Here is a 24,886-nt window from a genome sequence, read left to right as displayed (position 1 = left end):
GAACCAGCGATTCTACTCCTGCCCTCGACAACTGTCATCTTTCCAACCCAAAAGCAGTCATTTTCTATTAAAACAAATCGACATTGGCAGTAATAGTCACCAATTAAAAACAAAAAAGGTGATGCTATTCACGGTTTAACACCCAAAAATAGCCATCACCTTCCTTTTTTAACTCTGTAATCACATCAATAAAGAGTTAAAGACGAGTTATTGTTACATCTGTTGTATATCAGTAATTACAAATATTCAACGTATTGAGCCAGATCACGTTCATGAACTTTCGCTTCACGGCAACCAATTGAACCAAGGTATAAGAAGCCAACAATCATGTCTTCACCCGTGACACCTAATGCCTCACGAACCACGGGATGATATGCCCAAGACCCTGTACGCCAAAAACCAGAATACCCTTGCGCCACAGCTGCCATCTGCATTGCTTGTGCGGCACAGCCAGCAGAAAGGTGTTGTTCTATAACTGGTACTTTATGATCAGAGGTCACTTTACTGACAACCGTGATTACCATTGGTGCACGAAAAGGTGCTTTTGAGGCTTTTTCAATCACAAAATCATCAAGATCATCCGCTTTCGCAGCAGCAACTAAAATATCGGCTAACTTAGTTAACCCTTCACCTTGAGAAACAATAAAACGCCACGGCGTTAAGCCACCATGATCAGGAGCACGTAATCCTGCACGAAAGATATTCTCAAGAACCTCTCCTGCAGGTGCTGGCTCAACTAATTTTGGTAATGAGCGACGATTAAGCAGCAATGATAGCGCGTCCATAACAACCTCAAAATGAAAATAATTATTGTTTCTCGTATAATAAGGCAGGTAAAGCGCAGAACACAAGCCATGAAAATTATAACTTCGCGGCTAATTCAACCCCTTGGCGAATAACACGTTTCGCGTCAACTTCCCCTGCATCTTCCGCTCCACCAATCACATGCACTGACACACCTTGCTGTATTAACTGTTGCGATAAATTATCAACTGATGTTTGGCCGGTACAAATAACAATATGATCAACCTCTAATGTCTGTGGTTGACCATCAATAATAAGATGCAAGCCTTGATCGTCAATGGCTTGATAGTCCACTCCCGCCCATAATTTAACGCCACGTTTTTCTAATGTACGGCGATGAATCCAACCCGTTGTGCGCCCAGGGCCTTTGCCTACTTTTCCTGGTCGACGTTGTAATAACCATACTTGGCGCGGGCTAATATAATCATCTGAAGGTAATAAACCGCCGCTATAGCACAGACTTTTATCAATATCCCATTCACTCAACCAGCTATCAAGATCATGCTCACTCGGCTCTGTTAGCATGGTAGCAACATCAACCCCAATACCACCAGCACCAATGATGGCTACTTTTCCCCCCAACACTCTCTGCTGACGAATTAAAGTTTGGTAATCAATCACCTTCAAATGATCAATCCCCGTAATTGGCGGTATTCGAGGTTGCACTCCCGTTGCAATAATAACTTCGTCATAATCAAGCAACTGCTCGACCTTAGCTTCAACACCTAACCGCACCACAACGCCTGTTTGCTCTAAGCGTCGAGTAAAATAACGGATGGTTTCTTTAAATTCTTCTTTACCAGGAATCTGCATCGCTAGATTAAATTGGCCACCAACATGGGTATTTTTTTCAAATAAATCGACCTTAAATCCACGCTCTGCAGCAGTAACTGCACACGCCATTCCCGCCGGACCACCACCAATAACCGCGACTTTTCGCGACTTAGCGGCCGTCGTTAATACCAGTTCAGTCTCATAACATGCCTGAGGATTAACTAAACAACTGGCGCGTTGACCAACAAAAGCATGATCTAAACATGCCTGATTACAACCAATACAGGTATTAATATCATTGGCTCGATTTTGCTCTGCTTTTAAGACAAATTCAGGATCAGCTAAAAATGGTCTCGCCATCGACACCATATCAGCTTGCCCTTGAGCTAAAATATTTTCAGCAACTTGTGGTGTATTAATGCGATTACAGGTCACAATAGGAATCGAAATTTGCTGTTTGATTTTTTCCGTAACCCAAGCAAATGCAGCTCGTGGCACTTGAGTGGCTATAGTTGGAATACGGGCTTCGTGCCAACCAATACCTGTATTTAAAAGAGTAACGCCTACCGCTTCTAATGCCAGCGCTAACTGCACCACCTCATCGTAAGTGCTTCCTTGTTCAACTAAATCCAGCATTGATAATCGAAAGATAATAATAAAATCATCACCAACACGCGCGCGTACTGCACGAACTATTTCAACAGCAAAACGGATTCTATTGTCATAACAGCCTCCCCATTCGTCGTAACGTTGATTTGAACGCTGACAAATAAACTGGTTGATGAGATAGCCTTCAGAGCCCATTAACTCAACCCCGTCATAACCCGCTTCACGCGCTAACTCGGCACTGTGTGCAAAATCATTAATGGTATTGTTAATTTGGCGATGACTCATTTTGCTTGGGGTGAATTTAGAAATAGGAGAGCGAATAGCAGAGGCACTTACCGCAAATGGTGACATTGCATAACGCCCAGCATGTAATAATTGTAACGCAATCTTTCCCCCTTGCTGATGCACTGCAGCGGTAATATTGCGGTGTTTACGCACATGGCGATTTTTACTAAATTCGGCACTAAACGGATGTAATCGACCACGAAAGTTAGGAGAAAAACCACCCGTAACAATAAGCCCAACCCCAGCTTTTGCTCTAATGGCATAAAACGTTGCCAGCTTATGAAAGCCTCCCCGCTCTTCTTCTAATCCGGTGTGCATTGAACCCATTAATACTCGATTACGTAATTGAGTAAAACCCAGATCTAGCGACGTCAATAAATGAGGAAACGGTTTATCATTCATAAGCAGCTCCTAATCACCATGGTCAGACCAGTATATTTGAGCTTAGACCGCAATATCAACCAGAATTAACAAAAAAGCAACATTTACATGATGCGCCTCACTATTTATAATCAATCACGTACGTCTATTTTACTATTAATAACAATTACACCGTAAAAACACTGTAATTCAGCAGTGACTACGCTACGATATCGCTATCACCATTATCAGGAATTTTCATGAAAGCCATATTCTCAAGGATTGGAAAATTCTTCCTCGCTATCGGGAAGTTAATTAACTTTACTCGCAAATTTATCCTCAACCTTTTGTTCGTTCTTATTATTGGCGCGATAATTTTTGCATTAACCGATGAAGATAAAACCACCGATAATATTGAACCCTCCGCATTAGTCCTTAACCTTTCCGGTCCGATTGTTGAACAAAGTAATTATGACAATCCACTTGATAGTGTAATGAGTGAGGCGTTAGGTAAGCCCGATGTAAAACAAAATGTATTATTTGATATTGTTGAAGCCATTCGCGCAGCAGCAACAGATAAAGACATCACAGGTTTGGTGCTTAACCTTAAGGGCATGTCTGAAACAAGCCTGACTAAAATGCGTTACATCGCAAAAGCCATTGAAGAATTTAAAGCATCAGGTAAAGCTGTTTATGCTTATAGTGATAATTACACTCAAAGCCAGTACTACCTAGCCAGTTATGCAGATAAAGTCTTTTTATCGCCAGATGGTGGCGTGATGCTAACCGGTTATGGCACTTACACTCTGTACTATAAGAGCTTACTGGCTAAGTTAGATGTCACCACTCATGTTTTCCGTGTCGGTACCTATAAGTCATTTGTTGAACCTTATATTCGTGATGGCATGTCAGCTGCAGCCAAAGAAGCTAATACTGTTTGGTTAACTCAACTATGGGGAGCATTCAGCGACGATGTAGCCAAAAACCGCCATATTAAACCACAGACATTAACGCCAAATATCGATGAGTTTATTACGCAATTAAAATCAGTTAATGGCGACTTTGCTCAATTGAGTAAAAAATTAGGTTTAGTTGATTCGCTCGTTACTCGTGATCAAATGACCCAATATTTAATTGATACTTTTGGTGCTAACGACAAACATAGCTTTAAACAAATTAGCTATTACGATTACCTGCCATTACTGGTTGATGATCAACAACCATCACCAAATAAAGTCGCGGTAGTTATTGTAAACGGCGCGATTGTTGATGGTAAAAGTAGCCAAGGTTCTGCTGGTGGTGACACTATTGCCTCACTACTAAACAAAGCACGCTTTGATAAACAAGTGAAATCAGTGATTCTAAGGGTTGATAGCCCAGGAGGTAGTGCTTTCGCCTCAGAGGTTATTCGTAATGCCGTTGACGCACTCAAAAGAGCAGGCAAACCCGTCGTAGTATCAATGTCGAGCGTTGCAGCCTCTGGCGGTTATTGGATCTCCTCCAGTGCCGACGAGATCATTGCTCAACCAACAACGATCACCGGCTCTATTGGTATCTTTGCAATCTTAACCACTTTTGAAAAAGGCTTAGAAAAGCTAGGTGTTTACAGTGATGGGGTCGGTACTACACCGTTCTCAGGTGTGGGTGTTACTCGCGCACTACCCGATGGTGTAGCAAAAGTATTCCAACTTGGGGTTGATAATGGCTACCAACGCTTTATTGGCTTAGTCAGTAAATACCGTCATATGACATTGGCTCAAGCAGATAAAATTGCTCAAGGCCGAGTATGGACTGGTAAAGATGCACAGCAACGCGGCTTAGTTGATAAATTAGGTGACTTTGACACCGCCATTACAGCAGCTGTTGAGTTAGCCAAAGTAAAAGATTATCAATTAGTGTGGATGCAACAACCACTATCACCAGTACAACAATTCTTTAAAGAGCTATCTGGCGAAGTAAAAGTGCAAATTGCAACCATGGTATTTGGTGACATGCCATCTTCGTTAGCCCCAGTAACAAAAGTTGCTAAAGATCTTACTTCACTGACGAACTTTAACGATCCTAATGGCCGTTATGCTTTCTGCTTAAATTGCAGCACTGTTAATTAAACATCATAATAGTCTTCAACCCGGTCAGTATTGGCCGGGTTTTTTAATACCGCCACACACCACTGCTCGTTATTAGTTCATAGTTATTTACACTGACACTGTGTAATAAATCAGCATACTTCGCTACGATCACATTTTAACTCATACAATCACGCTACAAATCTAACTAACCTCGCATCTTCATACAGTTTGCGTATAATACGCGCACTCATTCGTTCATTCTGAGCTTAAAAATGGAAAGAAAACACATTTACATCGCTTACACTGGCGGTACTATTGGGATGCAAAAGTCGGATCATGGCTATGTTCCTGTTGCTGGTTTTATGCAGCAGCAATTGGCAAGCATGCCTGAATTCCATCGTTCAGAAATGCCAGAATTTACGATCAATGAATATGAACCACTGATAGATTCATCTGATATGACACCAATGGATTGGCAGCGAATCGCAGATGATATTAAAGCTAATTATGATAAATATGATGGTTTTGTAATTTTACATGGTACCGATACCATGGCTTACACCGCATCAGCATTATCATTTATGTTTGAAAATTTAGACAAACCTGTGATTGTGACTGGCTCACAAATTCCATTGGTTGAATTACGCTCTGATGGCCAAAGTAACTTGCTAAATGCTCTTCATATTGCGGCTAATTACCCAATCAATGAAGTCACCGTATTTTTCAATAACCAATTGATTCGTGGTAATCGCAGTACTAAAGCACATGCTGATGGTTTTGGTGCGTTTATTTCGCCAAACTTACCACCGCTATTAGAAGCGGGAATCAATATTACTGTTAATAATATTGCCCAAATAGATAAAAAACCTGACGGTGCATTTCAAGTCCATACTATTACACCGCAGCCAATTGGGGTTATCACAATGTATCCGGGCATTTCTCCTGAAGTGATCCGTAACACATTACGTCAACCCGTCAATGCAATGATACTACTGACATTTGGTGTCGGTAATGCACCACAAAATAAAGAATTGCTTGAGCAACTCAAGGCAGCAACGGATCGTGGCGTCATTGTAATGAACTTAACTCAATGCCTATCAGGTAAAGTGAATATGGGTGGTTACGCAACAGGATGTGCACTTGCAGAAGCTGGCGTATTAAGTGGCTATGACATGACCCCAGAAGCAGCATTGGCTAAATTACATTATTTATTAAGTCAGGACCTAACTACTGAAGCTATCCGCAGTCTGATGCAACAAGATTTACGTGGTGAATTAACCCACTAATCTTTTGATTACAGCTGACAAAAAAGAGCCTCTCGGGCTCTTTTTTTTGATCATAATTTCTACCGCTAAGAATAACAAAGCAAACTACACTTATTGCAATATTATCGCTCATTGAGCCAAGCAATAAGTGACCATTATGATTTTACATGGCACCTCGATATCCCCCTTTGTACGAAAAATAATGTTAGCACTCAATTACAAAGGTATACGTTACGAGCTTCAACCGCTTAACCCTTACCTTGAAAAGGAACTTGCACATAAGCGGCACCCAATGGGCAAAGTCCCAGTACTTGAGCATGGATCATTAACCGTTATTGATTCCACGGTAATTGCACATTATTTAGATGACGTTTACCCCATTCCGCCATTATATTCAGGCAATGCACAACAACGCGCTCAAATACGTTGGCTTGAATCGTACGCGGCAACCCGTGTCACATCGTTGATTGGTGGAGTACTGTTTTATCAAAAAATATTGCGTCAAAAAATGCAAAACAAAAGCTGTGATCAAGAAGCCGTTGAGCAATGTTTAACTCATCACCTTCCTGATGTACTGCACTACCTTAATCAACAAATTCCACAGCAAGGCTATGTCAGTGATCATTTTTCAATGGCTGAAATTAGTTTATGGAGTATTTTTCGAAGCGGGTGGATGAGTGGATTACGTTTACAGCCGCACTATCCACAGTTACACGCTTATCTACAACGAATAGAACAGGAACCATGGATTGCGAATCTTATTGCAGAAGAAGATCACCAACTACAAGATTTCTATTGTGAACCAATGATCTTACCGCACTCATCAACATAACAATCACAGTTGATCATGATCAAAGCGAGCAATATCATGTTCATTGGTCGTATTTTCGGTATCACGGGTCTCCGCTGTTGTATCAACCGCAAAGTCCCGTTTAAATTCAGCTTTTGATTTAAATTTAATTTCACCACCCGCAGCAACCGTCATATGATCTGCTTTCATGTTATGCCGTGATTGATAGAGCATCACAGCTTGCATTGCACTATCACGTAATTGTGGCGTTAATATTGAGCCATCTAACCATTTTCCTGTTTCAACTGCGGCTAAAATACGCTGATAAACATCAGGCGTCATTGCCGCTAAGAGTTGATTAACATCCATATCCTTACCCTTCTTTAACATCATTACATGGCATATTTTGAGTCAGTATCAAAAAACATATTTATTCATTGTAGACTTATCACGTTAAATTACTTTGCTGTAACAGTTTCATTTACAAAAAAAATAATACTGTTAAATTTAACTATCGATTTTTTATGAGTTTATCCTTTGATAAAGGTTTTATTCTTCTCTCATACCATGCCATTGCACAATCTTCGTCGTGTAAAAGCCATTCTTTTTTTGCCGCTTTTACTCAGTGGTTGCTTTGATCATTACCGTACCACAGAGAACTTATGCGATGACAATCCCGACTTATGCCAACCGCTAAATCTTAATGATGGTCAGTGTCGTATTCAACGTACAAAGCTTATATGGCAACGTTATGACACCTTACAAACTCCCACCGATGAACATAAATTTAAAGAGTTAAAAGCAACTAAGGAATATCAATTCTGCCTTGAGTATGCCGCGCGTATTGAACCAACAGAATTAAAACAACGTAAAACTAAACGTATACAAGCGTTGTATCATAGTTATGAAAGCATTGAACGACTCAATCAAGAGCTACTGCCCTCTCAAAACCCGCATATTATTTATTATCGTTGGAGTCAGGGCGATCAAATCGCTAAACAGCAATTTATGGCACTTGAAGGTGATAAAAAACTTGAACATCCAGAGTTACAATTAGCACTTGCTCGTTATTATGTTAATAAAAATAAACATAAAACATTAGATTTACTGCACCATAGCCTCAGTCTTTATAAAGCAAAAGATAATATTAATATCAGTATCTTAAGAACACTATCAACCTTATATTATCAGCAACAAAATATGGCAGCAGCTTATGTATGGACCAATATAACAACCCATTACCATCCCAATAATGCGCCACAAAAGATAGCGATTCATAATTCGTTTAAGCTAACCAACACCGAACGGGAAAAGTTGGATCGTACCACTCTCAATATCATTGCAACATTGAATAGCGGTCAATATCAACGTACTGACATCATGACTCAATAACGCTTTACAGAATGATAATATCAGCACTATTTTCTTAAATAGCCAGAGATCACACTAGAAGATTAGTTATCAGCAGAGAAAAGCAGTGAGATTGAATTAACACAAAATCGTTCCCCAGTTGATGGCGGACCATCTGGGAAAATATGCCCTAAATGACTGTCACACTGTGAGCAACGAATCTCTGTCCGTACCATGCCATGGCTATTATCATCAAGATAACGAATACACGTTTTAGTGATAGGTGCATCAAAGCTTGGCCATCCGCAACCGGAATCATATTTATTAGTCGAAGCAAATAAAGGTTGATCACAGCAAGTACAACTATAAACACCAGTCTCGCGGTTATGTAGCAGTGTACCGCTAAAAGGGGCTTCAGTTGCTTGCTCACGACACACACGATAAGCATCAGTAGATAACTTATCTCGCCAATATGCATTATCTTTTGAGTTCATTCTTCATTGCCTTTCATTGTATTTTAAGTAAATTGAATAAATATATTTGCAATTAGGGGTCACTGTACCACATACTTCTTGCGCAAAAAGTCACATAGACTCAAAAATAATTTTTGATTATTGCAATAAATGATCAAAAGCGAATAATTACTGCGACGCTAATTTGAACAATAGTTGTATAAATTAACGTCGGTGTAGTTAAAATGTAAATAAATCCGAACTTTTTTTTGACCTCAAGCAATTTAAACGATTTTTTTGCTTGCAGGCTTGCAAAGGATTCTGTAATTTTACTACCAGTTATATTTCATTAGAAATTAAGTTGTGGAGCAAACTGTAATGACAATTAAAGTAGGTATTAACGGTTTTGGCCGTATCGGTCGTTTTGTTTTCCGTGCAGCGCAAGAGCGCACTGACATCGAAGTTGTTGGTATCAACGACCTAATCGACGTTGACTACATGGCATACATGCTTAAGTACGACTCAACTCACGGCCGTTTCAACGGTACTGTTGAAGTTGAAGGCGGTAACTTAATCGTTAATGGTAAAACTGTACGTGTAACTGCTGAGCGTAACCCTGAAGATCTTAAGTGGGATGCAATCAACGTTGACGTAGTAGCTGAAGCAACTGGCCTGTTCCTAACAGACGAGACTGCACGTAAGCACATCACAGCTGGCGCTAAGAAAGTTGTTCTAACTGGCCCATCTAAAGATGCTACACCTATGTTCGTTATGGGTGTTAACGATACAACTTACGCTGGTCAAGACATCGTTTCTAACGCTTCTTGTACTACTAACTGTCTAGCGCCTATCGCTAAAGTTCTAAACGACAACTTCGGTATCGTTTCAGGTCTTATGACAACAGTTCACGCTACTACAGCAACTCAAAAAACTGTAGATGGTCCTTCAGCTAAAGACTGGCGTGGCGGTCGTGGTGCTTCTCAGAACATCATCCCATCATCAACTGGTGCTGCTAAAGCAGTAGGCGTTGTTCTTCCAGAAATCAACGGCAAACTAACTGGTATGGCTTTCCGCGTACCAACTGCTAACGTTTCTGTAGTTGACCTAACAGTTAACCTAGAAAAAGGCGCATCTTACGCAGCTATCTGTGCTGCAATGAAAGAAGCTTCTGAAGGTTCTCTAAAAGGCGTTCTTGGTTACACTGAAGATGCAGTTGTTTCAACTGACTTCAATGGCGACACTCGCACTTCAATCTTTGATGCTGCAGCTGGTATCGCACTTAACGATAACTTCGTTAAAGTTGTATCTTGGTACGACAACGAAATCGGTTACTCAAACAAAGTTCTAGACCTAATCGCTCACATCTCTAAGTAATGTAAGCAATTAGCTGACTTTCTTTGAAAGCAGATAGTAAGAGGCGACGCTTAAGGGTGTCGCCTTTTTTATACCTAAAATATGTCAATTCTGATTTCTATCAACAATCTCATCGCATCACAGTGATCAGTCATGCTTGATATATTATAAAACAACCACGGCGGCTGTTATTTAAGTTATAGCACATGAAATATTCAGATCAAATATGTTACAAAAATAACAAATAAATCTTAATATTCTTTGATATTTTAAAACGAAAAATAAGTTTTCATTGTTTATGGTTTTACGCTAAATATACCCAAAATCATCAACAATGGGCGCTTTCGCCACTCAACATTAAGGAAAAGAAGATGGATTTACGTCAACTTTCGACAATTAATGCATTATCTGATGCTGTTACTGTATGCGAATATCAAGGAGTGAAAATTATTCGCATTATTCACCCAATGGTAGAAGCGGGAATTTCTCTCCATGGTGGCCATCTGCTTTGGTTCAAACCTGCGGGTGAAAAAGATGTTATTTGGCTAAGTGAAAATGCTGAATTTGATCTAACAAAAGCAGTTCGTGGTGGTATTCCTGTTTGTTGGCCATGGTTTGGTAAAGCAGGTACTCCTTCTCATGGTTTTGCTCGTACAAGTGAGTGGACATTATCACAACACCGTGAAAATGAGCATGGCGTTATTGTTTCTTTGACTCTTGAAGATAACCAACAAACTCGTGAGGTTTGGCCACATAAATTCCATAACCAAATCACATTTGAAATGAATGCTGAACTGAAAGTGAGTTTATCATCAACCAATACAGATACTCAGCCTTGGTCATTTGGCGGTGCACTACACACTTATTTTAATATTGCAGATATCAACAATGTTTCGATAACAGGTATGGGTCACGAATATTTAGATAGCACTCAGGCAGGTAAAGCGTGTCAAGGTAACGATGTATTAACATTCAACACAGAAACAGATCGCGTTTATACTCAGCCTCAACCAACAATTCTAATTGCCGATAAAAATAACCAACGTACTATTGCAGTGACTAACGAGGGTGATAATGCCGCAGTTATTTGGAACCCTTGGCAACAATTATCAATAAGCATGGCCGATATGGCAAACAACAGCTTTGAAACTATGGTATGTGTTGAATCAACTATTCATACTCCAACCCTTGAATTACAGCCAGGACAAACACATACATTATCAACACGAATTGCCGTCCAGCACTAATTAACAATACTTGTTATCACTAGCTAGATTACGATCTGGCTAGTGATATTAAGCTAGCATTGTGCCGCTAGATTCAATTAACACCCAGCCATTGCCATCGGGATCATTAAAGGTAGCAAATCGCCCTTCCATCATGGTAATAATTTCAGATAATGCGACTCCTCTACTACTCAGTTCCTGATGTGTAGATTGAATATCATGAGTCTGAACCACTAAACCTTGTACACCTCCCGCTTCCATTCCTGCAAAAGGTTTCACTAAACTGATCGTTGTTTCAGCGCCTCTAGGTACTAATTGAACCCATCGAGTTTGTTGATTTTCAGCATGATCTCTAATTAATTCAAACCCTAATACATCACGATAAAATTGCAGTGCTTGATTTTGATCTGTGACTGGAATTGATACCGTATCAACTCGACAAATAGACATAACATCTCGCTCCATACTCTTAAACACTAACATGACCGCCCATATTGAGATTAAATCAGTCATTTTCCTTTTGTGTTAAAAAATGAGTATGCCCCCTTAGATTCTTACAATTTATCATTCGCTCTTAATGTTAAGACAGAGCAAAAAAATCACGCTATGACAAAAAAACACAATAAAACTGTCTTTAATACATAATCAAAACATTTACTTCATAACTAAATACTTAATCAGTAATAAAAACTAATAAGCATATAAGTCATAGCATTTACATCCAACTGATAAACTCATCACCCGTAAACACAAAAACAACATAGATACAATAACTTTGCAACAATTTATCTTGCGAAACCCTTTAAATTAAAGGATAGTGATTGATATCGGTTATTTAATCGTCAATTTTATCCTATCAACTGTGAAAAAATTTATTCACCAATCAGTAATTCTGCAATACAAAGTAGCAAGTTCAGACTAGGCTTAAATAAGTAAGCAATGCAAAAACACTATGTTTTTCATTAATTACTCTCAAATATAAGAACGATTCAGGGGGCATACTATGAGTATTTTTGACCACTATCGTCAGCGCTATGAAGAAGCTAAAGACGAAGAGCTTTCATTACAAGAATTCCTTGATATCTGTAAAGACGATCGTAGTTCTTACGTCAACGCAGCAGAGCGTCTTCTAATGGCTATTGGCGAGCCAGAAATGATAGACACCGCACAAGATCCACATCTTAGCCGTTTATTTTCCAACCGCGTAATATCACGTTATGACACATTTAAAGATTTTTATGGCATGGAAGAAGCCATTGAACAAATCGTGTCTTACCTAAAACATGCGGCTCAAGGACTTGAAGAACGTAAACAAATCCTCTATTTATTAGGCCCTGTTGGTGGTGGTAAATCATCATTAGCTGAAAAACTTAAAAGTTTAATGCAAAAAGTGCCGATTTATATTCTTACGGCTAATGGCGAGCGTAGCCCAGTCAATGATCATCCTTTCTGTTTGTTTGATAAACAAGAAGATGGTGGATTACTAAAAGATGAATATGGCATTCCTGGTCGCTACCTTAATAGCATTATGTCGCCATGGGCAGCCAAACGATTACATGAATTCGGTGGTGATATCACTCAATTTAAAGTGATAAAAGTACGCCCTTCGATTCTTGATCAGGTCGGTATTGCTAAAACGGAACCGGGTGATGAAAACAACCAAGATATTTCATCATTGGTCGGTAAAGTTGATATTCGCCAACTTGAGCATTTCTCGCAAGATGATCCCGATGCCTACAGTTATTCAGGCGCCTTATGTAAAGCAAACCAAGGCTTAATGGAGTTTGTTGAGATGTTTAAAGCACCATTAAAAGTGCTACATCCATTATTAACAGCGACTCAAGAAGGTAACTATAACGGTACTGAAGGACTATCAGCATTGCCTTTTGATGGCATGATTTTAGCTCACTCAAACGAATCCGAGTGGCAAACATTCCGTAATAATAAGACTAATGAGGCCTTCCTCGATCGTGTTTACATCGTTAAAGTTCCTTATTGTTTACGGGTTTCTGAAGAAATGCGTATTTACGAAAAATTATTACAAAACAGTGAGCTATCATCGGCACCATGCTCACCAAGTACCCTTGAAATTCTAGCGCGTTTCACTGTGCTATCGCGTCTGAAAGAGCCTGAAAACTCAAGTGTATATTCAAAAATGCGTGTCTATGATGGTGAAACCCTTAAAGATACCGATCCAAAAGCAAAATCATACCAAGAGTACCGTGACTATGCGGGCGTTGACGAAGGTATGAATGGATTATCAACCCGTTTCGCCTTTAAGATTCTTTCACGTGTATTTAACTTTGATCATGCTGAAGTGGCAGCAAACCCTGTTCACCTGTTCTATGTGCTTGAGCAACAGATTGAGCGTGAACAATTCCCACAGGATGTTGCAGAAAAATATCTTGAACACCTCAAAGGTTTCTTAACGCCGAAGTATGTTGAATTTATTGGTAAAGAAATTCAAACCGCTTATCTGGAATCGTATTCAGAATATGGCCAAAACATCTTTGACCGTTATGTTAGTTATGCTGATTTTTGGATTCAAGATCAAGAGTATCGTGATCCTGATACCGGCCAATTGTTTGACCGTTCTGCGCTCAATAATGAACTTGAAAAAATTGAGAAACCAGCAGGTATCAGTAATCCAAAAGATTTTCGAAATGAAATTGTTAATTTTGTTCTTCGTGCTCGTGCCAATAATGCAGGTAAAAATCCAAATTGGACTAGCTATGAAAAACTACGCACTGTTATTGAGAAAAAGATGTTCTCTAATACAGAAGAGCTGTTACCGGTTATTTCCTTTAATGCGAAAACCTCAACAGACGAGCAGAAAAAACATGACGATTTTGTCGCTCGAATGATGGAGAAAGGCTATACCCGCAAACAAGTTCGCTTATTGTCTGAATGGTACTTACGCGTGCGTAAGTCGTCGTAACCAACTGACAACAAAGGGGGGAACTATGGCACACTTTATTGATCGAAGGCTCAACGGTAAAAATAAGAGCACCGTCAATCGCCAACGTTTTTTACGTCGTCATAAACAGCGAATCAAAGAATCAATTGCTGATGCGGTTAACAAACGTTCGATTACTGATGTCGATAGTGGCGAGGATATTACCATCCCCTCTCGCGACATCAGCGAACCAATATTTCACCAAGGCAAAGGTGGACAACGTGAAGTCGTCCACCCAGGTAATGACCAATTTAGCCCTGGTGATCGCATTGAACGACCACAAGGAGGTGGCGGTCAAGGTGGTGCGGGTGAAGGTCAAGCAAGTCCTGATGGCGATGGTCAAGATGATTTCGTTTTCCAAATTTCAAAAGACGAATACCTTGATCTATTGTTTGAAGATTTAGAATTACCTAACTTACAAAAGAACGCAATTAATCAGCTAGTAGAATGGAAAACGTTTCGTGCTGGATACAAATCACAAGGCGTGCCATCAAATATCGCGATTGTAAAATCATTGCAAAATTCATTAGCAAGACGAACAGCAATGACCGCAGGTAAACGACGTAAACTACGAGAACTTGAGCAAGCACTGACGTTATTATTTACAACCGAACCGGCTCAACCGTTTGAAGAAGAGCGTATCAAACAAGAAATTGCACTACTGCGGAAAAAAATTAACAGTACGCCATTTATTGATACCTTTGATTTACGGTATAAAAACTATGAACGTCGCCCACAACCATCGAGCCAAGCGGTAATGTTTTGCTTAATGGATGTATCCGGCTCAATGGATCAAGCGACAAAAGATATTGCTAAACGGTTTTATATCTTATTGTATTTATTTTTAAATCGTACTTACAAAAATGTTGAGGTAGTGTTTATTCGCCACCACACTCAAGCAAAAGAAGTCGATGAGCATGAATTTTTCTACTCTCAAGAAACAGGTGGCACGATAGTATCAAGTGCATTAAAAATGATGCATGACATTGTTAAACAACGCTATCGTCCCGAGGAATGGAATATTTATGCGGCGCAAGCATCAGATGGTGATAATTGGGCGGATGATTCCCCAGGCTGTCGTGAATTGCTTGATAAACATATACTTCCAGTTACACGCTATTACTCATACATAGAAATCACTCGTCGAGCACATCAAACATTGTGGCGAGAGTATGAAGCGTTACACGGCAGTCATGAGAATTTTGCAATGCAAAATATTAAAACTGTTGAAGATATTTTCCCCGTGTTTAGGGAATTATTTAAAAAACAAGTCAGTTAAATTCACACCACTCACAGAAATAAACATGATCGGCACAACCACAAACCTTGTGCCGATTTATGCTAACTAATCAATGACAGAGTGGACAAACATGGGGAGATTGAGTGATGGCAATAATGACAACAACAAAAACACTCAGTGATGGACCAGATTGGACTTTTGATTTACTTGAACAATATCACGTTGAAATTAAACGTGTAGCTGCACACTATCGCCTTGATACTTACCCAAATCAAATTGAGGTTATCACTGCTGAACAAATGATGGATGCCTACTCTAGTATAGGTATGCCTATCAACTACCACCATTGGTCGTTTGGTAAACGTTTCATTGAAACCGAACGTGGCTATAAGCATGGTCAAATGGGCTTAGCCTATGAAATAGTCATTAATTCAGACCCTTGTATTGCTTATCTAATGGAAGAAAATACCATTACGATGCAAGCGCTTGTAATGGCACATGCATGTTATGGTCATAACTCGTTCTTTAAAGGTAATTACCTCTTTAAAACATGGACTGACGCCAGTTCCATTATCGATTATCTTTTATTTGCTCGTAAATATATTACAGAATGCGAAGAAAAATATGGCGTTGATGATGTAGAAAAGCTGCTTGATTCATGCCATGCCTTGATGAATTATGGTGTTGATCGCTACAAGCGGCCTCAAAAAATATCGTTAGTTGAAGAAACAGCGCGCCAGAAAGCCCGTGAAGATTACCTGCAATCTCAAGTCAATTCTTTATGGCGAACCATTCCTCAAAACCAAACCCAAGAAACCATCTTAGAAGAAGAACGTTTTCCATCAGAGCCACAAGAAAACATTCTGTACTTCTTTGAAAAGCACGCACCATTACTTGAGCCATGGCAGCGGGAATTAGTGCGTATAGTGCGTAAAGTTAGCCAGTATTTTTACCCTCAAAAACAAACCCAAGTCATGAACGAGGGCTGGGCAACATTTTGGCATTATTCTATTTTAAACCACCTTTATGATGAGGGATTAGTAACAGATCGATTCATCATGGAGTTCCTACACAGCCATACCAATGTAGTCGCACAACCTGAATACAACAGCCCTTATTACAATGGAATAAACCCTTATGCATTAGGGTTTGCGATGTTCCAAGATATTCGCCGAATCTGTGAACATCCAACCGATGAAGATAAATATTGGTTTCCAGATATTGCAGGATCAAATTGGCTTGATACTCTCCATTTTGCAATGGAGAACTTCAAAGATGAAAGCTTTATAAGCCAGTTTTTATCACCTAAATTAATGCGAGATTTTAAACTGTTTGCCGTTAACGATGACGACCGTCATAACTATGTCGAAGTCAGTGCTATCCATAACGAAGAAGGCTACCGTGCCATTCGAGAAAAGTTATCGTCTCAATATAACCTAAGCAATAATGAGCCTAACTTACAAATCTGGAATGTCGCATTACGCGGCGATCGTTCATTAACATTACGTTATATTCCGCACAATCGTATTCCGTTAGCAAACAGCCATGCTGAAGTGATAAAACACCTGCATCGACTATGGGGATTTAAAGTAACTCTCGAAGAAGAATTACCTGATGGCCGCGGTAAAATCATTGCAACCTGCCCGGCTAATACTCAATACAATACTGATATATAACTATTAGCTCAGCTACAATATAAAAAAAGGGGGAACCAACATAACGTTGATTCCCCCGTTTTAATTCTTCAAGAACGGTAACTATTACTGCTCTTCTTCATATAAATATTTAGAGATCTTGACGCGATGGGTATACCAAATCGCTCCACTTTCTCGGCCATATTTTTTAATACGATCAGCAACCAACTCTGGTTGATGACCATCACAGTATGATTGTAAATCACTGTAGAAATTAAGCGCTAATTGACATGCTTCTGGATTCATAAAGTAATAACCGCCAACGCGAGTATAAATTTTACGTAAGCCATTAATTGTTAGCACATAGAGCGTATTACCCGATTTCCCCGCCATTCCTTGAAATAAACGGTAATCATAGTAATTAAAAGCACGAGCTCGACAAACTTCCTCACATAACTGAGGATCATTTTTACCGTATTTATCAACGATTTTCTTTACTTCTTGCAGTAAATCTAATCGATCATCGCTATTTTCAATAAACTCAGCAAAACTTTCAGCAGCGAGTAATCGTTGACATGATTCAATCACATGTTGAATTAATTCACTGGAGTTTTCTGGATTACCTTTGACAGCATAACGCATAAAAACACTACTGATATCCGTACGAGCCGCTAATAAATCAGCGAGTACTCGTTGGACATCCTGTCCGTCTAATGTAATTAACGTATCTAAAATGCTTAAACCAGAGGTATCCATGTAATTATTTACACGGGTCGGTTTACCATGTTGAATAGTTAACCAACCATCTCGCGCCAAACGTTGTAATACTTCACGCAACGTTGTACGAGTTACGCCAATCAGTTCCGAAAGTTCACGTTCAGCAGGAAGAATAGAGCCCTGAGGAAAGTGATTATTCCAGATACTTTCAATAATGTATTTCTCAGCAAACGTCGCTGGGCTATCTGCCTTAATAACCATCTAAGTTCAATCCAATTCGCTTCTTGCTTATATTATTTATTAACACTCATCATACCACTAGTTCTTCAATAGCTGAAATCTAGTACATAACTCTGACATAGAGCAGATAGATATGTACAAAAATAAACCATCTATACCCTTAAAGGTTGTCTTGGTTGCATTATTTTATCAGCTAGCGATATTTTGCCTTTAATATTCTGTATATTGTACCCCTAATGTCTTAGGTATCACCCTCAGTTTGTGATGAAAATGTCATAATAATTTTACATACTTATGTCTGCGATTGACTAATCAATTTCAATCGGTAAAGTTATCATTAACAAACTGGGAGCAAATGGACGCTGCTGCCTGCTTTAAGTTAAATATCATCATCGGTTATTTATGGTGTTTATCTTAAAGAACTTATCACTGCTAAAAATTTTTGGCATGACGCCATCAATTCTCTGCTGATTAGTGCTCGCGGGCGGCTTTTGTACCATTTCGTACCTTCAAATTTGCACTAATAATAAGAGATTCAAACATGGCTATATCGCTAGGGAATGCCTTCATAAAAAACTTTTTAGGTAAGGCGCCTGACTGGTACAAGATTGCAATTATTTCTTTTCTTATCATTAACCCACTAGTTTTCTTTCTCGTTGATCCTTTTGTTGCTGGTTGGTTATTGGTGGTGGAATTTATTTTCACTTTAGCAATGGCGCTAAAATGTTACCCGCTCCAACCTGGTGGTTTACTTGCTATTGAAGCTGTCGCTATCGGTATGACCAGCGCCGAACAAGTAAAGCATGAGCTTGTTGCAAATATCGAAGTATTGTTATTGCTTGTCTTTATGGTTGCTGGCATCTACTTCATGAAGCAACTATTGCTGTTTATTTTCACCAAGATATTAATCAGCATTAAATCAAAGATATTGCTTTCTCTTGCATTTTGTATCATGGCGGCATTCCTCTCAGCCTTCCTTGATGCTTTAACTGTTATTGCTGTCGTTATTAGTGTAACTGTTGGCTTCTACAGTATTTATCATAAAGTCGCTTCAGGCCAAGATCCTAATGCTAACCACGATCATACCGATGATGATCATGTTCAAGAACTGAGCCGTGACGATTTAGAAAACTACCGTGCATTTTTACGTAGTTTACTGATGCACGCTGGTGTAGGTACAGCGCTTGGCGGTGTAATGACCATGGTAGGTGAACCACAAAACTTAATTATTGCCGATCAAGCAGGTTGGCAATTTGGTGAGTTCATTATTCGTATGTCACCGGTTTCTATTCCAGTGCTGATTTGTGGTCTCTTTACCTGTGTGTTGATTGAGAAATTCAAAATTTGTGGCTACGGTGCGAAATTACCTGAAAATGTTCGCACGATTTTGGTTGATTTAGACAACGAAGAACGTAAACGTCGTACTAACCTTGATTACGCTAAATTTATTGTCCAAGGTATTATTGCGGTATGGTTAATTGTCGGCCTTGCAATGCACTTAGCCGCGGTAGGATTAATCGGTTTAACGGTCATTATTTTTGCAACTGCATTTACAGGCATAACTGAAGAGCATGCATTAGGAAAGGCGTTTGAAGAAGCTTTACCTTTTACCGCATTACTTGCAGTCTTTTTCTCGGTCGTTGCCGTTATCATTGATCAACAACTATTTACGCCAATTATCGGCTGGGTGTTAAGCCTTGAAGGTAGCTCGCAATTAACCATGTTCTATATTGCTAATGGTGTCTTGTCGATGGTTTCAGATAATGTGTTTGTCGGTACGGTATACATTAATGAAGTTAAAACAGCACTTCTTCATGGGGTTATCGATCGTAATCAATTTGATATGTTAGCCGTTGCTATTAATACAGGTACTAATTTACCGTCAGTGGCGACGCCTAATGGTCAAGCAGCCTTCTTATTTGTTCTAACCTCTGCGTTAGCACCACTAATTCGTCTCTCTTACGGACGTATGGTGTATATGGCTTTACCTTATACAATCGTATTAACCTTTGTTGGTTTAGCGGGGATTGAATTACTATTGGTTCCTATGACAGATTGGTTCTATAGCATGAATTGGCTAACGCAAGGTACAGTAGATGCTGCGGCATTAATTCCTGCGGTAGGTCATTAAAAGAACACAATCAACTTAATGACGATTTACTTATCTTCAGAGCTATGATTGAATAACGCTCAGTAATAAGTGCCATTTATCATTTCAAGGCCCTGATGTTCAGGGCTTTGTTTTATCCAGTTAGTCATTAGAGTATCCAGAATGAAAGTGCTTAATTCTTTTTCAAAAACACGTTTAGCTTGGTTGCTATTGCTACTGTCCATTATTTTCTTTGAAAGTTCTGCACTCTTTTTTGAACATGTCATGAAACTCGCACCTTGCGTAATGTGTGTTTATGAACGTGTTGCAATGATGGGGATTGGTATTGCCGCTTTAATTGGTTTATTGGCGCCTAAAAATGGCCTGTTACGCTGGTTAGGATTAGCTGGCTGGGGATTTAGTGCTTACCGTGGTCTTGAATTAGCCTATCAGCATGTAGGATTTCAATTTAACCCATCACCCTTTGCTACTTGTGATTTATTTGTCCAGTTTCCTTCATGGGCACCGCTTAACCATTGGGTTCCATGGATGTTTGAAGCCTATGGTGATTGTGCCAAAGTGGTATGGACCTTCCTTGATCTCTCAATGCCACAATGGCTAGTGATCATTTTTGCTGCTAACCTTATTGTTTGGGCCGTCATGGTTCTTGCACAATTTTTGGGTAACAAGCGCTAAACAACACAAAAACCAAATATAAAAAAAGCGAAGCTCCATGCTTCGCTTTTTTGTGGACCACTATAATAACAACATCTACTTAGCGATATCAGTATCTTCTGATGCTACATACTGTTGTAACGCGGCAATAATAGGATAATCAGCAGCACAAAACTGATAATCTGCTAATTGTAGCAATGATACCCATGTCATTTTTTGATGGCTATTGAGCGTAATATTCCCTTGCTGCCAATGGGATAGATAACCTTTTAGCTCAACGACTTTATCACCATAATCAAACACGCTATCAGCAAGCCATATTTCTGTTGTCGTTGTTATCGACAGCTCTTCAGACAGTTCTCGCTCAAGGGCTTGTATTGGTGTTTCACCCAGCTCAACTTTACCACCAGGAAATTCCCACAAACCACCTTGACTCGCATCATCAAACCGCTGCGCAATCAGATAATAACCCTGTTTTTCAATCACACCAGCAACTACGACTACATACGGCTTCGTTATTACCATTACAGCGTTTTACCACAACATTTTTTAAACTTCTTACCGCTTTCACATGGGCATAGATCGTTACGTCCAATCCCTTTAAAAGGATTAATCGCCTGTGCGCCAGAACCAATTTGCAATTGATCCGCCGCCATCATCACTTCTGTTAACATTAACGGTAATTGCGCATACAACTCCGTTGGCGCAGGAACACCCGTTACACCAGCTTGTTCCATTAATGCTAATGTTTCAGTTTCATCCACTAATAACATTAAGGTGGTTAATAATGCTGATAACATACGCATAGTGCCATCTGATACAGTTTGCTGTTCCCAATTCGGCTCAATAAATACCCATACAGCTAAGAAGCCTTCGGCAAACTCACGTAATGCAACTTGATTAACGCCATCTTGCTGCCAAATCAAACACTCTGGTAATTGATATTCACCCGCCTTCACCATTCGATATTGCATTTCAAAATGGTTAAGAATCGGCATTTTGTCAGCATCATCAACCATAACAACCGTAGTATCATCACCACCGCCATTGATTAGAACAGGTAACCACACTTCAGGTTCCATTGGCTTTGGATTCGCATTCGCTGCAAATAAAGCGCCTTCAATAAAAGTCGCAGACATACCTTGCCAATGTGCAGGTAACGCCATTAATGTATTCATTTGATGTCCTACTGGTTAATTCTTTTAGTTCACTTTAACGCTATTATACGTCGAATATGCGTGATAACAGCCATAACGGGCCTATTAATCATCGTAAATAACTAAAATTTGATAAAGTTAAAAGCAAAGGTGAACAAAATACGCTATTTATAACCTTTGATTTATTATGACGGATACACTTATGTCACCCTATCCACTGAATGCAATTATCGCTGGGGCTAGCGGTTTAGTCGGTAGTGAGCTACTACACCAATTACTTGATCACCCACGCTTTAATTATATCTATGCCTTGGCCCGTCGCCCATTACCTTTCCGCAGTAAGAAATTACACCAAATTATAGACAGCCAATTACGCATTATTGCTTGGGAAAATGAACAACCGGTTCCGGAATATGGTTTTATCTGTTTAGGAACAACCAAAAAAAAGGCGGGCACCAAACAAGAGCTTGAAGCGGTTGACGTTGATTTAGTTAAAAATGTTGCCATTACCATGAAAAACTTAGGTGTAAAACATCTGTTCGTCGTCTCTAGCTTAGGGGCTTCTAGATACTCACCAGCTCATTATTTACGTTGTAAAGGTAAGATGGAACAAGCGTTAACCACCTTAGCATTTGAGCATTGTGTCTTTGTTCGTCCAGGGCCACTTAAAGGTGAACGTAATCAGCCTCGCCAAGATGAATTAGTCGTTCAACGTATTTTTGATGTTCTGCATCCCTTAATGATAGGCCCACTGAAACACTATCTTCCCATTCCAGCCGAAGATGTCGCAGCCAGTATGCTAAAACTTGCCATCACATGTGATAAGCACCAATTACGGCCGACCACAATTATTTCCGGTCATCATCTGCGATCAAAGTAAAAACAAAGATGACAAATTAGCCAACTCGCACTAGACTCTTGCCCCTTAGCGTATTTACCGAGTAGAGCAAACACCCCTATGCGAGTTATTTTAGGCCCGATGGAAGGCGTATTAGATCATCTAATGCGTGAGATGCTAACCGAGATTAATGACTATGATCTTTGCGTAACTGAATTTGTACGTATCATTGATAGCCTACAACCCAATAGTGTTTTCTATCGTTTATGTCCTGAATTACATCAAGGCGGTAAAACACGCTCAGGCACACCCGTTCGCGTTCAACTATTAGGCCAAGATCCGCACTGGATGGCTGAAAATGCCCATCGAGCCTGTAACCTTGGGTCTGCCGGAATTGATATTAACTTTGGTTGTCCAGCCAAAGCAGTAAATAAGAGCCGTGGTGGCGCGGTATTACTAAAAGAACCCGAACTCATCTATCAAATCGTAAAAGCAACCCGTGCCGCAGTTAATCCAACCAAACCTGTGACGGCTAAAGTACGTTTAGGTTGGGATGATCCGCAACAATGCTTTGAGATTGCTGATGCTATTGCACAAGCTGGCGCTGATGAAATGGTGATCCATGCACGAACTAAAGATGATGGCTATAAAGCAGATACCATCAAATGGGATTATATTCGCCAACTTCGCCAACATGTTACATTACCGATTATCGCCAATGGTGAAGTCTGGAATCATGCTGATGGTCAAGCGTGTTTAGCCGCAACCAATACTGATGCTTTAATGGTTTGCCGTGGTGCATTAAACTTACCCAACTTAGGTAACGTGGTTAAATTTAATCAAGCTCCGATGACATGGGAACAAGTATTAGCACTATTATTAACCTACTCTCAATTTGAAATCAAAGGTGATAAAGGCTTATATTACCCTAACCGTGTTAAACAATGGTTTGCTTATTTACGTCATCAATATCCACAAGCAAAATTATTATTTGCCGATATTCGTTGTCTCAATAAAGCAGCGCCAATTATTGAACGATTAGAACTTGCTCAACAACAATTGTCGTTAACTGCTTAAAAAGCCATATTTAATCAGCGACTCCCCATAATAGTGAAGGACTAAAAATGCGTTGGAAGAATTCTCGCCAAAGCTCAAACATTGAAGATCGACGTGGCGATAGCCCAGCTCAAGCAAGTGTACCTACTGCTGGTTTATTACGTTTAGTTCCTTTACTAATGCGCAGTAAAATTGGTCGAATCATCTTAGTCATCGGCGGCTTATTCTTGGCTTTTCAATATTTCACTGGTGGTGGCTCCTCTCTTGGTTTGCAACAATCTCACCCCCCGAAAACAGCAGCACCATTAAATGATGAAAATAAGCAATTTGTTGCGGCTATTCTTGGCACGACAGAAAGTGTGTGGGACAAACAACTTTCAGGGCATTATCAGCCACCAACATTAGTGCTATATAACAATGTTACTCGTACTGGTTGTGGTACTGGCTCAGCCCAAACGGGCCCATTTTATTGCCCTGCAGATCAAAAAATCTACCTTGATCTTGGCTTTATTAAAGAGCTTAAGAAATTAGGCGCACCAGGTGATTTTGCCTTTGCCTATGTTATCGCTCATGAAGTGGGTCACCATGTTCAAAAATTACTTGGGACGAGTGATAAAGTGCACCAACTCCAGCAGCAAAGCGGTAAAGTCACAGCCAATAAACTCAGCGTAAAATTAGAACTTCAAGCAGACTGCTATGCTGGTGTTTGGGGTCACTACGTCAATCAACAAGGTATGCTTGATGCGGGTGATATAGAAGAAGGGATCAATGCAGCCAGTGCCGTTGGCGATGATCGTTTACAAGAATTAGCCGGACAAGCGGTACAACCAGATGCATTTACACACGGCAGTTCACAACAGCGTATTTCATGGTTCCAAAAAGGATTTAAGTCTGGTAATCCAAAAGTTTGTAATACCTTTGCTCAATAAGAGTAAAACGATATACAA

At 39.8% G+C, this 24,886-nt stretch carries 22 protein-coding genes; 14 read left to right on the top strand and 8 right to left on the bottom strand.

The window, feature by feature from the left end:
• Window positions 1-236 precede the first annotated feature (236 nt).
• Window positions 237-785, bottom strand: a complete 549-nt coding sequence (locus VXS03_RS05950; protein WP_327762561.1) for an NAD(P)H nitroreductase — start codon at window positions 783-785, stop codon at window positions 237-239.
• A gap of 76 nt (window positions 786-861) precedes the next feature.
• Entirely contained in the window at window positions 862-2,874 is a 2,013-nt protein-coding gene (locus tag VXS03_RS05945) for an oxidoreductase (protein ID WP_327762560.1), read from the bottom strand.
• A gap of 218 nt (window positions 2,875-3,092) precedes the next feature.
• On the opposite strand from VXS03_RS05945, the gene sppA reads away from it, so the two are divergent.
• The 3 genes from sppA to VXS03_RS05930 all read left to right on the top strand — a co-directional run bounded on the left by sppA (window position 3,093) and on the right by VXS03_RS05930 (window position 6,998).
• Window positions 3,093-4,940: a signal peptide peptidase SppA gene (sppA, locus tag VXS03_RS05940; RefSeq protein ID WP_327762558.1), complete on the top strand. Its 1,848-nt coding sequence runs from the start codon at window positions 3,093-3,095 to the stop codon at window positions 4,938-4,940.
• 233 nt (window positions 4,941-5,173) lie between these two features.
• Window positions 5,174-6,187 carry an asparaginase gene (gene ansA, locus VXS03_RS05935; RefSeq protein WP_327762557.1) on the top strand — a complete coding sequence of 338 codons (1,014 nt, stop codon included), beginning with the start codon at window positions 5,174-5,176 and terminating at the stop codon, window positions 6,185-6,187.
• Window positions 6,188-6,323: 136 nt separating this feature from the next.
• The gene (locus tag VXS03_RS05930) at window positions 6,324-6,998 is read left to right on the top strand and encodes a glutathione S-transferase family protein (RefSeq protein WP_327762555.1); all 675 of its coding nucleotides are present in this window, start codon (window positions 6,324-6,326) and stop codon (window positions 6,996-6,998) included.
• Between the two features lie 3 nt (window positions 6,999-7,001).
• Here the strand turns inward: VXS03_RS05930 and VXS03_RS05925 are convergent, their stop codons facing one another.
• Window positions 7,002-7,325, bottom strand: a complete 324-nt coding sequence (locus VXS03_RS05925; protein ID WP_327762554.1) for a YeaC family protein — start codon at window positions 7,323-7,325, stop codon at window positions 7,002-7,004.
• 168 nt (window positions 7,326-7,493) lie between these two features.
• Between VXS03_RS05925 and VXS03_RS05920 the strand changes: the two genes are divergently transcribed.
• Window positions 7,494-8,348, top strand: a complete 855-nt coding sequence (locus VXS03_RS05920; RefSeq protein WP_327762552.1) for a DUF2989 domain-containing protein — start codon at window positions 7,494-7,496, stop codon at window positions 8,346-8,348.
• Between the two features lie 62 nt (window positions 8,349-8,410).
• On the opposite strand, the gene msrB is transcribed toward VXS03_RS05920, so the two are convergent.
• Window positions 8,411-8,800, bottom strand: a complete 390-nt coding sequence (gene msrB, locus VXS03_RS05915) for a peptide-methionine (R)-S-oxide reductase MsrB (protein WP_327762551.1) — start codon at window positions 8,798-8,800, stop codon at window positions 8,411-8,413.
• Between the two features lie 336 nt (window positions 8,801-9,136).
• Between msrB and gap the strand changes: the two genes are divergently transcribed.
• Both gap and VXS03_RS05905 read left to right on the top strand, forming a co-directional pair.
• On the top strand, window positions 9,137-10,132 hold the full coding sequence (gene gap, locus VXS03_RS05910) for a type I glyceraldehyde-3-phosphate dehydrogenase (RefSeq protein WP_327762549.1): 996 nt from the start codon (window positions 9,137-9,139) through the stop codon (window positions 10,130-10,132).
• Window positions 10,133-10,482: 350 nt separating this feature from the next.
• A complete protein-coding gene (locus VXS03_RS05905; protein ID WP_327762547.1) occupies window positions 10,483-11,358 on the top strand; it encodes a D-hexose-6-phosphate mutarotase in 876 nt (291 codons plus the stop codon).
• Between the two features lie 48 nt (window positions 11,359-11,406).
• Here the strand turns inward: VXS03_RS05905 and VXS03_RS05900 are convergent, their stop codons facing one another.
• Complete coding sequence (locus VXS03_RS05900; protein ID WP_327762545.1) at window positions 11,407-11,787, bottom strand: VOC family protein; 381 nt, start codon at window positions 11,785-11,787, stop codon at window positions 11,407-11,409.
• Between the two features lie 553 nt (window positions 11,788-12,340).
• Between VXS03_RS05900 and VXS03_RS05895 the strand changes: the two genes are divergently transcribed.
• The 3 genes from VXS03_RS05895 (at window position 12,341) to VXS03_RS05885 (ending at window position 17,209) form a co-directional block, all read left to right on the top strand.
• Complete coding sequence (locus tag VXS03_RS05895; RefSeq protein WP_080173447.1) at window positions 12,341-14,275, top strand: PrkA family serine protein kinase; 1,935 nt, start codon at window positions 12,341-12,343, stop codon at window positions 14,273-14,275.
• A gap of 25 nt (window positions 14,276-14,300) precedes the next feature.
• Entirely contained in the window at window positions 14,301-15,572 is a 1,272-nt protein-coding gene (locus VXS03_RS05890; RefSeq protein WP_327762544.1) for a YeaH/YhbH family protein, read from the top strand.
• A 107-nt stretch (window positions 15,573-15,679) separates the two neighbouring features.
• The gene (locus tag VXS03_RS05885; protein WP_327762542.1) at window positions 15,680-17,209 is read left to right on the top strand and encodes a SpoVR family protein; all 1,530 of its coding nucleotides are present in this window, start codon (window positions 15,680-15,682) and stop codon (window positions 17,207-17,209) included.
• Between the two features lie 84 nt (window positions 17,210-17,293).
• On the opposite strand, the gene fadR is transcribed toward VXS03_RS05885, so the two are convergent.
• Window positions 17,294-18,145: a fatty acid metabolism transcriptional regulator FadR gene (gene fadR, locus VXS03_RS05880; protein ID WP_327762541.1), complete on the bottom strand. Its 852-nt coding sequence runs from the start codon at window positions 18,143-18,145 to the stop codon at window positions 17,294-17,296.
• A gap of 520 nt (window positions 18,146-18,665) precedes the next feature.
• On the opposite strand from fadR, the gene nhaB reads away from it, so the two are divergent.
• Entirely contained in the window at window positions 18,666-20,255 is a 1,590-nt protein-coding gene (gene nhaB, locus VXS03_RS05875) for a Na(+)/H(+) antiporter NhaB (RefSeq protein ID WP_327762540.1), read from the top strand.
• 141 nt (window positions 20,256-20,396) lie between these two features.
• Window positions 20,397-20,909 carry a disulfide bond formation protein DsbB gene (dsbB, locus tag VXS03_RS05870; RefSeq protein ID WP_327762539.1) on the top strand — a complete coding sequence of 171 codons (513 nt, stop codon included), beginning with the start codon at window positions 20,397-20,399 and terminating at the stop codon, window positions 20,907-20,909.
• A gap of 75 nt (window positions 20,910-20,984) precedes the next feature.
• Here the strand turns inward: dsbB and VXS03_RS05865 are convergent, their stop codons facing one another.
• Both VXS03_RS05865 and VXS03_RS05860 read right to left on the bottom strand, forming a co-directional pair.
• On the bottom strand, window positions 20,985-21,413 hold the full coding sequence (locus tag VXS03_RS05865) for a (deoxy)nucleoside triphosphate pyrophosphohydrolase (RefSeq protein WP_327762538.1): 429 nt from the start codon (window positions 21,411-21,413) through the stop codon (window positions 20,985-20,987).
• Window positions 21,413-22,066 carry an SEC-C metal-binding domain-containing protein gene (locus VXS03_RS05860; protein WP_327762536.1) on the bottom strand — a complete coding sequence of 218 codons (654 nt, stop codon included), beginning with the start codon at window positions 22,064-22,066 and terminating at the stop codon, window positions 21,413-21,415. Before VXS03_RS05860 ends, VXS03_RS05865 begins: the two co-directional genes overlap by 1 nt.
• Before the next feature lie 166 nt (window positions 22,067-22,232).
• Here VXS03_RS05860 and VXS03_RS05855 point away from each other — a divergent pair, with 166 nt between their 5' ends.
• The 3 genes from VXS03_RS05855 to ypfJ all read left to right on the top strand — a co-directional run bounded on the left by VXS03_RS05855 (window position 22,233) and on the right by ypfJ (window position 24,868).
• Window positions 22,233-22,925, top strand: coding sequence for an NAD(P)H-binding protein (locus VXS03_RS05855; protein ID WP_327762534.1), 693 nt, complete (start codon window positions 22,233-22,235; stop codon window positions 22,923-22,925).
• A gap of 78 nt (window positions 22,926-23,003) precedes the next feature.
• Entirely contained in the window at window positions 23,004-23,960 is a 957-nt protein-coding gene (dusC, locus tag VXS03_RS05850) for a tRNA dihydrouridine(16) synthase DusC (RefSeq protein WP_327762532.1), read from the top strand.
• Window positions 23,961-24,007: 47 nt separating this feature from the next.
• A complete protein-coding gene (gene ypfJ, locus VXS03_RS05845; RefSeq protein WP_327762530.1) occupies window positions 24,008-24,868 on the top strand; it encodes a KPN_02809 family neutral zinc metallopeptidase in 861 nt (286 codons plus the stop codon).
• Window positions 24,869-24,886 lie beyond the last annotated feature (18 nt).

This window comes from Photobacterium sp. S4TG1, from assembly GCF_036040035.1.
GTDB lineage: Bacteria > Pseudomonadota > Gammaproteobacteria > Enterobacterales > Vibrionaceae > Photobacterium.
The sequence above is the reverse complement of the archived record's forward strand: the minus strand, read 5'-3'. Positions and strand labels throughout refer to the sequence as shown.